This window comes from Winogradskyella sp. PG-2, from assembly GCF_000828715.1.
Taxonomy (GTDB): Bacteria; Bacteroidota; Bacteroidia; order Flavobacteriales; family Flavobacteriaceae; genus Winogradskyella.
The window spans coordinates 724050-737007 of sequence record NZ_AP014583.1; the positions used below are offsets into that span (position 1 = coordinate 724050).

Annotated in this window: 14 protein-coding genes; 1 reads left to right on the forward strand and 13 read right to left on the reverse strand. The window is 35.8% G+C overall.

The window, feature by feature from the left end:
• Positions 1 to 22: 22 nt before the first annotated feature.
• Positions 23 to 1312 (reverse strand): dihydrolipoamide acetyltransferase family protein, encoded by a 1290-nt coding sequence (locus WPG_RS03315; protein ID WP_045475122.1) that lies wholly within the window; start codon positions 1310 to 1312, stop codon positions 23 to 25.
• 188 nt (positions 1313 to 1500) lie between these two features.
• Between WPG_RS03315 and WPG_RS03320 the strand changes: the two genes are divergently transcribed.
• Positions 1501 to 1974 carry an Lrp/AsnC family transcriptional regulator gene (locus WPG_RS03320; RefSeq protein WP_045469327.1) on the forward strand — a complete coding sequence of 158 codons (474 nt, stop codon included), beginning with the start codon at positions 1501 to 1503 and terminating at the stop codon, positions 1972 to 1974.
• A 5-nt stretch (positions 1975 to 1979) separates the two neighbouring features.
• Here the strand turns inward: WPG_RS03320 and WPG_RS03325 are convergent, their stop codons facing one another.
• From WPG_RS03325 to paaA, 12 genes are all read right to left on the reverse strand, one after another.
• Complete coding sequence (locus tag WPG_RS03325; RefSeq protein WP_045469330.1) at positions 1980 to 2576, reverse strand: transferase hexapeptide repeat family protein; 597 nt, start codon at positions 2574 to 2576, stop codon at positions 1980 to 1982.
• Position 2577: 1 nt separating this feature from the next.
• Positions 2578 to 3330 carry an enoyl-CoA hydratase/isomerase family protein gene (locus WPG_RS03330; protein WP_045469333.1) on the reverse strand — a complete coding sequence of 251 codons (753 nt, stop codon included), beginning with the start codon at positions 3328 to 3330 and terminating at the stop codon, positions 2578 to 2580.
• A gap of 1 nt (position 3331) precedes the next feature.
• Positions 3332 to 5830 carry a phenylacetic acid degradation bifunctional protein PaaZ gene (gene paaZ, locus WPG_RS03335; protein ID WP_045469336.1) on the reverse strand — a complete coding sequence of 833 codons (2499 nt, stop codon included), beginning with the start codon at positions 5828 to 5830 and terminating at the stop codon, positions 3332 to 3334.
• Positions 5831 to 5832: 2 nt separating this feature from the next.
• Complete coding sequence (gene pcaF / locus WPG_RS03340; protein WP_045469339.1) at positions 5833 to 7041, reverse strand: 3-oxoadipyl-CoA thiolase; 1209 nt, start codon at positions 7039 to 7041, stop codon at positions 5833 to 5835.
• A gap of 1 nt (position 7042) precedes the next feature.
• A complete protein-coding gene (locus WPG_RS03345) occupies positions 7043 to 7450 on the reverse strand; it encodes a PaaI family thioesterase (protein WP_045469341.1) in 408 nt (135 codons plus the stop codon).
• Positions 7451 to 8605, reverse strand: coding sequence for a 3-hydroxyacyl-CoA dehydrogenase NAD-binding domain-containing protein (locus WPG_RS03350; protein WP_045469344.1), 1155 nt, complete (start codon positions 8603 to 8605; stop codon positions 7451 to 7453).
• A 9-nt stretch (positions 8606 to 8614) separates the two neighbouring features.
• Positions 8615 to 9550, reverse strand: coding sequence for a threonine/serine dehydratase (locus WPG_RS03355; RefSeq protein ID WP_045469347.1), 936 nt, complete (start codon positions 9548 to 9550; stop codon positions 8615 to 8617).
• A complete protein-coding gene (locus WPG_RS03360) occupies positions 9551 to 10336 on the reverse strand; it encodes an enoyl-CoA hydratase-related protein (protein ID WP_045469349.1) in 786 nt (261 codons plus the stop codon).
• A 17-nt stretch (positions 10337 to 10353) separates the two neighbouring features.
• Positions 10354 to 10854, reverse strand: a complete 501-nt coding sequence (gene paaD / locus WPG_RS03365) for a 1,2-phenylacetyl-CoA epoxidase subunit PaaD (protein WP_045469352.1) — start codon at positions 10852 to 10854, stop codon at positions 10354 to 10356.
• Positions 10848 to 11603, reverse strand: coding sequence for a 1,2-phenylacetyl-CoA epoxidase subunit PaaC (paaC, locus tag WPG_RS03370; RefSeq protein ID WP_045469355.1), 756 nt, complete (start codon positions 11601 to 11603; stop codon positions 10848 to 10850). Before paaC ends, paaD begins: the two co-directional genes overlap by 7 nt.
• 100 nt (positions 11604 to 11703) lie before the next feature.
• On the reverse strand, positions 11704 to 11991 hold the full coding sequence (gene paaB / locus WPG_RS03375; protein ID WP_045469357.1) for a 1,2-phenylacetyl-CoA epoxidase subunit PaaB: 288 nt from the start codon (positions 11989 to 11991) through the stop codon (positions 11704 to 11706).
• A gap of 10 nt (positions 11992 to 12001) precedes the next feature.
• A complete protein-coding gene (gene paaA / locus WPG_RS03380) occupies positions 12002 to 12958 on the reverse strand; it encodes a 1,2-phenylacetyl-CoA epoxidase subunit PaaA (RefSeq protein WP_045469359.1) in 957 nt (318 codons plus the stop codon).

Here is a 12958-nt window from a genome sequence, read left to right on the forward strand (position 1 = left end):
ACGCGTTCAGAATGACAAGTCTTTATATTTTTCTGTTGGTATCAAATTGTTCAAAATAGTCAGCAACTCTTCGCACAAAACTTCCTCCTAAAAAGCCATCAACGACACGATGATCAAAAGAAAGCGATAAGTACATCATACTTCTAATAGCGATTTCATCTCCGTTTTCAGTTTCGATAACTTCTGGTCGTTTCTTTATTATTCCTAATGCAAGAATAGCAACCTCTGGTTGATTAATAATTGGAGTTCCCATAACACTTCCAAAGGTTCCTACATTAGAAATAGTAAACGTGCTTCCTTTTATGTCATCACCAGACAACTTATTTTCTCTTGCTTTTTGAGCAAGCTCATTAACATTGGTAGCTAAAGCTTTTAAATCTTTAGCATCTGCATTTTTAACGACAGGTACAATTAAGTTTCCACTTGGTAATGCTGTGGCCATACCAATATTAATATCTTCTTTAACTATGATATTATTCCCATCAACTGATGCATTAATATTCGGAAAATCCTTAACAGCTTTTGCTACAGCTTCAACAAATAAAGGTGTGAATGTTAATCGCTCACCATGCTTTTCTTGAAATGCCTTTTTATTAGCGTTTCTCCAATTCACCATATTGGTTAAATCTGCTTCTACATAAGCTGTGACGTGAGGCGACGTATGTTTAGAATAGACCATATGGTCAGCGATCATCTGACGCATACGGTCCATTTCTACAATTTTCCCTTTTCCTTTTTCAAATGTCAATTGCGGTATACGATATACCGTTGGATCTTTAGTAATGGGCTGTGCAAATTTATAAGGTCGTCCCTCTTCTATATATTGAAATAAGTCACTTTTACGCAACCTTCCATCGTTTCCAGTAGCTGGAATGCGTGCTAATTCTTCAAAACTGATATGCTGCTCTTTCGCTATTGATCTAATTAAAGGCGCAAAGAAATTATTAGAATTTGAAACTGAAAATGACGTCGAACTTGAAGGTGTTTTAACTGATTTTGGTCTTTTTTGAGTTTTCTCTTTATGTTGAGACTTCTCGACTGTGCTCGGAGTGACATCTTGGTTCTTTTGTGCATTCAAGTTCGATTTCACTTCCGAAACTTCTAGTAAGGCAATAACTTCACCAACAGGAACGACATCTTTGGCCTGAAACATAGTTTTAACTAAAGTCCCTGAAGCGGGAGCTGGAACTTCATTATCAACCTTATCCGTTGCGACTTCTAAAATAATATCACCTTCTTCAAAAGTATCGCCTTCACTGATCAACCAATTTATTATGGTGCCTTCAGTAATACTCTCACCCATTTTGGGCATCTTAAGCTCAAATTCTTTCAATCTACTTCTAATTAATTTAGAAATAAAGATAAGTTATATAGATTTTTTCAATCTTAATTAACTTTAAAAATACTCATAATAAGAATTTAATTCTTAAAATATATGTTTATAAAGTTTTATATTCTTTTTATTCTTAATTTTGCGATGATTAAAAACATAATATCCTTATGGCTCATAATCTTGACAAAATAGACACTCAAATACTTGCTATACTTCAAAAAGACAGTAATCGAACAACAAAAAGCATAGCTACAGAGCTAGGAATGACAACGTCCCCGGTTTTTGAACGTATTAAAAAACTAGAAAAAGAAGGTTATATTAAAAAGTATGTTGCTGTTTTAGACAATAAAAAAATAGGATTAAAGCTAACCGTTTTTATAGGTATCACTTTACAAGGTCATACTCGAAGCTATTTAGAAAAGTTTGTAAAAGAAATTAATAATTTTCCTGAGATTGTAGAATGTCATCGTGTAAGTGGAAATTTTGATTACCTACTAAAATTAGTAGTTGAGGATATTGAAGCTTACGAAACATTTATCATCTCTAAATTGACACTCCTTCCTTATTTAGGAAATGTTCAGAGTCTGATTACACTATCTACTGGAAAGGAAACTAATGAAATTGATTTGAGTAGGATATAAAATAATTACTTTTTAAAAGTTTCTCTGAGCGTTTTATAAATATCATCTTGAACTTTCATGTTTTCTGGCACTTCTCTTAATGGTTCTACAACTTTTAAGAATTCATGACAATCAGATGGCAATTGCTGATAAAGTTCAGTACCTTTTGTCTTCCAAGCTATCATTTCGTCAGTAACTCCTCTAATCACTTTTCCAGGATTTCCGACAACCAAACTTCTGTAAGGAATTTTTGTTTCGGCTTTTATAAAAGACATCGCACCTATAATACATTCATCACCAATTTCGGCATCATCCATAATTACGGTATTCATACCAATGAGACAATTTCTTCCCAAGTTAGCGCCATGAATTATAGCTCCATGTCCAATATGCGCACTTTCTTTTAAAATAATAGATTTACCAGGAAACATGTGTACTGTACAGTTCTCTTGCACATTAACACCATCCTCTAAAATAATCTGTCCCCAATCACCACGAATTGCAGCTCCAGGACCTATATAACAGTTTTTACCAATAATAACATTTCCTGTTACTGCAGCCAAAGGATGCACAAAACTACTTTCGTGAACAACTGGTATGTAGCCTTGGAAGCTGTATATCATTTTACTTAAATCCTTTTAATTTCTCTTTTGTAAACTCAGACAGTACTAAACGTCCACTTGTTTGAGCACGTTCAGCCAAAAGTTCATCCCAATCGTCTGTACCTTTCCAGAATACTTTTTTCATTTCTAACATAGCTTCCGTATTGTAAGTACATAAATGCTCTGCAGTTGTTTTAATAGCTTCATCAAGTTCTTCAGTACTTTCATAAACATGCGTAAATAAGCCTTTTTGTTTAGCCCATTCTGCAGGATAAAATGAATTAGCATCAATGGCAATTTGCGACATAGCACTTAATCCCATTTTACGTTCAATAGCTGGTCCAACTACGAAAGGTCCAATCCCAATATTTAACTCACTTAACTTAATGGCTGCGAATTTAGTTCCCATGCAATAATCGGTAGAAGCTGCCAATCCAACTCCACCTCCAACAGTTTTTCCTTGGATACGTCCTATTATAAACTTAGGACATTTACGCATGGCGTTAATGACATTAGCAAAGCCAGAAAAGAACACTTTTCCCGTAGAAGCATCATTAATATTTATCAATTCCTTAAAGCTTGCACCAGCACAAAACGTTCGGTCTCCACCACTCTTTAGAACTATGACTTTAATCGCATCATTCTGACCAGCTTCAGTAATAGTATTCGCCAATTTTGCTAGTATATCTCCTGGTAGAGAATTGTGTGCAGGATGAAAAAATTCTATGTAACCTACTTCGTTTTCTATGGTTTGTTTTACGTATGGTTTTGTCATATTATATTAATCCAAATTGTTCAAAATGGTGATTTAAGTGCTTACGCTCCATTAAATACCATTCATATTTATTTAATTCTCCAAAAACCATATTGTTCAATATTGCATCTGGATTTTCTTTAAAATACTCTAAATAAACTTCACGTTGTGCTTTAAATTTCTCAAGCGCTGTGGCAAAATCTTCATGCTTCAAGTCATCAAGTGTATCCTTTTCTAACAAAGGAAACTGAGAATTTTGAGGAAACTTATTATAGTTCCATAAACTGTTTTTTACTTTCTCTAAAATCTTTTCTGGTGTAGAAATTTCAAAATCTTGAATTTCACCTGCAGCTATTTTATAGGTATATTCTAAATGCTCTAACATATGCTGAGGCGTCATAATGCCCCATTTAGGCTTTGTATCCTTTGAAAGCTCACTTAAGCATTCTTCAATTTTTTCAGTAGTCATTTCAACAAATGTTTCTTGCTTCTTCTGAACCATGGTCAATACCGTTGCTAATGCCACTAATTCGTCATCGGCATCAAAGATTTCAGCAAACCATTTTACGATTCCGCTTGGATGTTCAGCGCTAGCAACATCACGATCAATTTTTTGCTTACATGTTAAGCGCACATAAATCGTATCGTTATGATATAACGGTCTTAAGAAACGACATTCTTCTAACCCATAATTTGCAGATACCGGTCCTTTATTAGGATGTACAAATAATCCTGCCGCAGCCGAAATTATAAAATAGCCATGAGCAGTTCTTTTTTCAAAAATACTTCCATCCAAAGATGTAATATCTGTATGCGCATAAAAATGATCCCAAGTTACATTTGCGAATGAAATGATATCTGTATCTGTTATAGTACGCTTATGAGTTTTCATTGACATACCTGCCTCAATATCTTCCCAATGGTATTTAAAAGGATGCTGTTCTGCTTCCTTATACTTAGCATTCTGTTGATAAATGCCTGTTATTTCTGTAATCGTTGTTGGTGAACCTTGAATTGCTGTACGTTGCAAATAGTGTTTAATACCACGCATACCCCCCATTTCTTCTCCACCTCCAGCACGTCCTGGACCTCCATGCACCAAATAAGGTAATGGCGAACCATGACCTGTACTTTCCTTAGCGCTTTCCCTGTTGAGTACTAAAATACGACCATGATGACTTGCTGCATTAACAACATATTCTTTAGCTATTTTATCATCATTAGTAGCAATAGAAGATACTAGTGAGCCTTTACCCATTTGAGCCAAAATAATGGCTTCATCTAAGTTTTTATAAGGCATTATGGTACTTACTGGACCAAATGCTTCACGCACATGAATAACAGTATTTTGAAATGGATGATCTGCCCTTAAAAGTATTGGGCTTATAAAAGCACCTTTTTTAGCATCTGCTCCAATAGTTTCTATTTTATCTAAATCACCATAAACAATTTGAGCTTCTTTAGTCAAATCAGTGACAGACTCTCTAACTGCATTAACTTGTTGTCGACTCACTAAAGATCCCATTCTTACTTCCTTAAGTCTTGGATCACCAATAGTCACTTTATCTAAAGCTTTCCCTAATGAAATTTGAACATCTTCTACTAGGTTTTCCGGCACAATAATTCGTCTTATCGCAGTACATTTTTGCCCAGCCTTAACGGTCATTTCTTTCCGAACTTCTTTTATGAATAAATGAAATTCTGGTGTTCCTGGCACAGCATCTTCTCCTAATATCGAAGCGTTTAATGAGTCTGATTCCATTGTAAATGGCACAGATTCTTGAATTAATCTTGGATGTGCTTTTAGCAATCGACCAGTCTGGGCAGAACCAGTAAAGGTCACTACATCTTGAGATTCTACTGTATCCAAAATAGTTCTTACTGTTCCATTAATGATTTGAAGTGCTCCTTCTGGAAGGATTCTTGAATCAATAATAGTTCTAGCAACAGCTTCTGCTAAATAAGATGATGAAGGAGCTGGTAAGACCACAGCTGGCATTCCAGCCATCCAATTCACTGCACATTTTTCTAACATTCCCCATACTGGGAAATTGAAGGCGTTAATATGAACAGCAACTCCTTTTTTAGGCACCATGATATGATGTGCCATAAAACGTCCACCACGTGATAAATCTATAGCATCACCTTCTACGTGATACGGTTGATTTGGAAATAGTTTTCTCAAGGATGCATTAGCAAAAAGGTTTCCAAAACCTCCTTCGATATCAATCCAACTATCTACTTTGGTTGCTCCGGTTCTATAACTTAATTCATAGAACGCATTTTTTCTTTTGGTAAGATATAACGCTAAACTTTTAAGCATGTTTCCACGCTCTTGAAATGTCATTTTACGAAGTGTTTCACCACCTTTTGTTCTTCCGTAATTAAGTATTTCTGGAATATCTAATCCTTCAATGGCTACACTCGTGAATGCTTCACCAGTTACGGCATCTAGAATTGGTGTTCCTTCTTCTTTACCTGTTGTCCAATTGCCTTGAACATAATGTTGTATTTTTTTCATAATTAAACGCGTTCAATTATTGCCGCATAACCTTGTCCTACTCCAATACACATCGTTACCAACGCATATCTTTTGTTCTGTTCATGTAATTCTAAAGCTGCAGAATACGCTATTCTCGCTCCTGTCACACCCAATGGATGGCCAATAGCAATCGAACCGCCATTTGGATTTAATCTTGAATCATCATCTGCTAATCCCCAAGCTCTCGTACACGCTAATGCTTGGGCAGCAAAAGCTTCATTTAACTCAATTACATCCATATCATCCATTGTCAATCCAGCTTTTTCTAAAGCTTTATTTGATGCTTGAACTGGACCAATGCCCATAATTCTAGGCTCAACGCCTACCACAGCAGAACTTACAATTCTAGCCAATGGTGTTAAGTTATATTTTTTAACCGCATCTTCTGATGCTATAATTGTTGCAGCGGCACCATCGTTTAATCCTGATGAATTTCCCGCCGTAACACTTCCGCCTTCTTTTTTAAAGGCTGCTCTTAGTTTTCCTAATACTTCTAATGATGTGTTTGGCTTTACAAATTCATCTTTTGAAAACTGAATGGGATCTTTTTTACGTTGTGGTATTTCTACAGTGACTATTTCTTTTGCTAGTCGTCCGTTTTCTTGTGCTTTTGATGCTTTCATCTGGCTCCAATAGGCAAACTTATCTTGGTCTTTTCGGGAGATATTATATTTTTCTACTAGGTTCTCAGCAGTAACACCCATTCCATCCGTGCCATATAATTTATGCATTTTAGGGCTTATAAAACGCCATCCAAAAGTTGAATCATACATTTTAGAATCCCCTCCAAAAGCTGTAGACGGTTTAGCCATGACGTATGGACCTCTTGTCATATTCTCTACACCACCAGAAATAAACAGATCGCCATCTCCTGCTTTTATAGCACGATTGGCATGAATGATTGCAGATAATCCTGAGCTACATAATCTATTAACTGTTTCACCTGGAACTGTAAAGGGTAATCCAGCCAGCAAAGAAGACATTCTCGCTACATTACGATTATCCTCACCTGCTTGGTTAGCACAACCCATTATCACATCGTCATATGCTTCTTTTGGAATATTTGGATTTCGTTTTACAACTTCTTCAATCACTAACGCTCCTAAATCGTCCGTACGAACAGCTGATAATGTGCCTTTATAATTTCCTATTGGTGTACGCACACCGTCTATAATATATGCTTCATTCATATTATTCTTCCCATTCTTTTTGAGTTCTATAAACCACACCTTTAAAAAGTGCGACTAATTCATCACCACGTTTTACTTCGATAATATTAAACCCTAATTTGTTATTTACTTTTTCAATCACAGATTCAGCAACCAACTCATCTCCTTCATCTAATGCTTCAATATGATTGATGCTTGTTTCAATCGATACTGAATATTTGCCATGTGTATTTGCTGCAAACCCAAAAGCTGTATCTGCTAAAGAATAGCTAATTCCACCATGAGCTTTGTTCATGCTATTAAGCATGTCCTTTCTAATGGTCATTGCCACTTTACATCTGCCAATCTCACATTCTAAAATCTCAATACCTAACCATTGACTGTAGGCATCTTGACTCAACATTTTATATGGAATCTGTTCTCCTTTCATTTAAAAGAACGTCTTACTTTCCTTATTCATTTTGCGTAATAATGGACTACAACGATACCTGTCTTCGTGATACTCATCGTACAATTCATCTAACTTAGACACACACCAATTTATTCCCTTTTCATCTGCCCAAGCCAATAAACCTTTTGGGTAATTTACACCTTTGGTCATCGCATTATCAATATCTTTTGCTGATGCAACATTCAAAAACAAAGCATCTGCAGCTTCATTAATTAACATTACTAGAACACGATCGAATATCTGTTGCGCTAATACTTTATCTTCTTTTGGTTCTGGTTTAATAGCTCCTTCCGAATAATCATAGTATCCTTTTCCTGATTTACGACCCAAATAACCAGCTTCTGAAAGCCGTTTTTGTGTAAATGCCGGCTTATATCTTGGATCGAAATAAAATGCTGTAAATACAGTTTCTGTAACTGTATAATTGACATCATTGCCTATAAAATCCATTAATTCAAATGGTCCCATTCGAAAACCACCCAAAGATTTTAAACTATGATCTATAGTCGCAAAATCTGCTATGCCTTCTTCATAAATTCGCAATGATTCCCCATAGAAAGGACGAGCGACTCTATTGACAATAAAACCTGGTGTGTCTTTAGCGACAGCTACTACTTTTTTCCAATCAGAAATCGTATCAATGGACCTCTGAAGTACAGCTGCAGATGTTTGAATTGCAGGAATCACCTCAACTAGTTTCATTAAAGGCGCTGGATTAAAAAAATGAATACCGACACAACGTTCTGGTTTTTCTAAAGATGCTGCTATAGACGCAATTGATAAACTAGACGTGTTTGATGCTATGATACAATCTTCAGATACGTAACCTTCAAGTTCTGAAAAGACTTTCTTTTTTATCTCAAGGTTTTCAACAATCGCTTCAATGGTCAAGTTTGAGTCTGATAAATATTTCAAGTTATCTACATAACTAATATTAGACTGAATTCTATTCTTTTCATCAGCATCTATTCGCCCCTTTTCAATAAGGCGATTTAATATTTTCTCAAGGCTTGCCTTAGCTCTATCTAAAGCAGCATGATTAGTATCGTATAACTTTACTGCGCAACCTGAAGTAGCTGCAACTTGTGCAATACCACTTCCCATTGTTCCTGAACCTATAATTCCTATGTTCATAGTTTTATATTAAAACGGTAGATTTTTTACATCTACATTACCGCCAGACAAAATAATGCCGACGCTTTTATTTTTAAATTCTTCTTTTTTCTTCAAAACGGCCGCAAAAGGTACAGCACATGAAGGCTCAATAATGATTTTCATGCGCTCCCAAATGAGTTGCATCGCATTTACAATTTCGTCTTCTTCTACACGTATAATCTTATCGACATGCTTTTGAATAATCGGAAAATTGCGATCTCCTAAGTGCGTTCTTAGACCATCTGCAACCGTATGAAAACTATCGTTAGTTTCAATTTCACCGGATATTAAAGAACGATACGCATCATCTGCTTCCATTGGCTCACCACCTATGACTTTGCAGTTATTAGAAAAATAATGCGCTGCCAAAGCCGTTCCTGCAATAAGACCTCCTCCTCCAATTGGTGTTAAAATTACGTCTAATTCTGGATATTCCTCCAGCAATTCCATAGCAGCTGTACTGTTACCATAAATCACCTCATCTTGGTTAGAAGGATGTAAAAAAGATGCTCCATTTTCTTCCCTTATTTTATTTGCTGTAGCTTCTCTAGCCTGAGGTGTAGATTCGCATTCTATAATTTCACCTTCGTAAGTTTTCACACCATCCTTTTTTACTTGAGGTGCATTTTCTGGCATTACGATGTACGCCTTAACATCTAATTTTTGAGCTGCTAATGATACCGCTTGTGCAAAGTTTCCTGAAGAATGAGTTACCACTCCGCGTTTTCTTTCTTCTTCTGAAAGCGATAGAATTGCATTAGCCGCTCCACGCATTTTAAACGCTCCCATTTTTTGGAAGTTCTCACATTTAAACACAATATTGGCACCTACCATTTCATTTATTAAGCTCGAACTTAATACTGGAGTTTTATGAATAAATGGCTTTATTCTATTATGAACTTCTATGAGGGTTTCTTTAGTCAATTAGTTGCCTTTGAAATTTGGTTTTCGTTTTTCTATAAATGCTGCAACTCCCTCTGCATAATCATTACTAGTTGCTGCTTCAATTTGTAATTTAGATTCTAAAGCCAATTGATCTTCTAGAGTATTAGTCATTGACTTATTAAACAACTCCTTAATTAAGCCTAAGGCCTTAGTTGGCATATTGGCCAACTTAATTGCCAATTTAGAGATCGTTTCCTCAAATTCTTCTACAGAAACAGATTTATAAATCATTCCCATTTTTTCGGCTTCTTCTGCTGAAATCTTATCACCTAACATCGCTAACGCTTGTGCTTTCTGAAAACCTATTAAGCGCGGTAAAAAAAACGTACCTGCACTGTCAGGAACCAAACCAATTAAACTAAAGGCTTGAATAAAACTCACCTTCTCGTGAGCCACAACAATATCACAAGCTAATGCGATATTAGCTCCTGCTCCAGCTGCCACACCATTAATAGCTCCAATGATTGGTTTTTTAATTGAGCGTAACCTTGTAATTATTGGATTATAATGCTCTTCTAATATTTTTTTAAATCCTGGGTTCAATTCAGGATTTGTTACTTCTTTTAAATCTTGACCAGCGCAAAAGGCTTTTCCGTTTCCTGTTAGCACTATTGCTCTTACATCGGCATTAGTTTCACAGTCATCTAAAATAGATTGAAGACTTAATGCCATTTTACGATTGAAGCTATTAAACACTTCTGGTCTATTTAGCGTTATGTGCGCTATTTTATTTTCAATCTTTACTAGAATTGAATTATTACTCATATCTATGTTTTTGCTGTCTATCTAAGACATTTAAAATAATCAAAAGGTTCTTGGCAATCATCGCATTGAAACTGCGCTTTGCATGCTGTAGAACCAAACTGACTTACTAATCGTGTATTTGTCGATGCACAATTCGTACATTTCACAATACGTTTTCCATTCAACAAAACATCTTTATCAGCGTCTGCTTCTAAAGGTGCTGCTATACCATAATCTTCTAATGCTTTACGACCTCTTGGCGTAATCCAATCAGTTGTCCAAGCTGGATATAAAATTAAATCAATTTCAGATTCATAACCAGCTTCTTTTAATGCTTTTTTAATATCATCACCTATCACATCCATTGCTGGACAACCACTATAGGTTGGTGTGATTTCTACCTTGACAATATCATTTAAAAAAATCGCGGAACGCACTACTCCCATATCCATAATAGACAAAACTGGAATTTCAGGGTCTGACACCTGTTCCAGTATTGAAATTAATCTATGATCAATATTTTGTTCAGTTGTTACCATTCCATATTTGGATACGTACGTTGCATATATTGCAAGTCACTTAACAAATAGCCTAAATGCTCTGTATGAATGCCTTCTTTACCACCTTTTTGAAAGTATTTAGATTCTGGTATTTGAAGTGTTACTTCTTCTAAAAGTTCACCTACTTGATTATAGTAGTTATCCTTTAATTTAGTAACATCAACACCAATTCCTTGAGCAACCATAGCTTTATCCGCTTCGGTTTGATGAAACAGCTCGTCAGTGTATGTCCATAAATCATCAATGGCTTCTTGCATTTTTGTTTTACTTTTTTCTGTTCCGTCACCTAATCGTTTTACCCAATCTGAAGAGAAACGTTCATGATAACTCACCTCTTTAATGCACTTATTCGCTATTGCAGATAATATAAGATCTGAGCTTTTCTGTAATTCTGAAAGAAATGCTAAATGATATACGTCGAATAAAAACTGACGTCCTAAGGTATATGCAAAGTTTGTATTAGGTTGCTCTACTAATAATACGTTTTTGTAATCGCGTTCTTTACGTAACATAGCAATATCATCTTCGGTTCTGTCATCTCCCGCTATCTTAGCTGCATATTGAAAGTAGCTCCTCACTTGCCCAAATAAATCCAATGAAATATTAGTACAAGCAATATCCGTTTCTAGGCTTGGACCATGGCCGCATAATTCCCCCATTCTTTGTCCTAGAATAAGGCTGTTGTCTGCAATACCGAGTATGTAATTATATAAGTTTTCGTTTTTCATGTTTACTTTCCGCGAAAGTGGAAATCGTTTTAATTAAACATTTAAATAATTTTATGTGTTTCCCGATTTCTCGGGAATTGTAATTAGAGTAAAACTCAAATTACATATGTTTTACTTCGTCTGGTAAATCATAAAATGTTGGGTGACGATATACTTTATCTTGTGCTGGCTCGAATAGCTCACCATTATTTTCAGGATTTGACGCAGTAATGTTTTTAGATTCTACTACCCAAATACTAACACCTTCATTTCTTCTGGTATATACATCACGTGCATTTTCTAGCGCCATATCAGAATCCGCAGCATGTAAACTACCACAGTGTCTGTGTTCTAATCCGTTTTTACTTCTAACGAAGATTTCCCATAAGGGCCATTTTTTTGTTGACATGATCTTATTATTATACTGCTTGTTTTTCTTTTCGTTCTTGTTTCTTACTCGCATGAGCCATTGCCGCATCTCTTACCCATTCGCCTTTCTCCCATGCTCCAACTCTTGCTTTCATTCGTTGCTTATTCATAGGCCCATGACCTTTGACAACTTGCCAAAATTCATCCCAATCGATTTCACCGAAATCATAACTTCCACGCTCTTCATTCCATTTTAAATCTGGATCTGGGACAGTCAATCCAATTAAATCCGCTTGTGGTACTGTTTGATCAATAAACTGTTGACGTAAATCGTCATTAGATTTACGCTTTAATTTCCATTTCATTGATTGTGCTGTATGTATAGAAACATCATCTGTTGGCCCTAACATCATTAAACTTGGCCACCACCAACGATTCAATGCATCTTGCGCCATTTCTTTTTGTTCTGGTGTTCCGTTTGCAAGCTTTATCATGATTTCATAACCTTGACGTTGATGAAAACTTTCTTCTTTACATACACGAATCATTGCTCTAGCATAAGGACCATAAGATGTATTACATAAAGGTACTTGATTGATAATCGCTGCACCATCCACTAACCAACCAATAGCTCCCATATCTGCCCAAGTAATAGTTGGGTAATTAAAAATACTCGAGTATTTGGCCTTACCTGTATGTAATTGTTCATACATCTCTTCTCTAGATATACCTAAAGTTTCTGCAGCAGAATATAGATACAATCCATGACCTGCTTCATCTTGTACTTTTGCCAACAAAGCAACTTTACGACGCAACGATGGTGCTCTTGTGATCCAATTACCTTCTGGCAGCATACCTACGATTTCAGAATGTGCATGCTGAGACATTTGCCTTATATGCATCTTACGATACTTTTCTGGCATCCAATCCTTGGGCTCAATTTTTTCATCACGTGCGATACGTGTTTCAAATTGTACTTCTAAATTTTTTATTTGTTCTTCACTCAT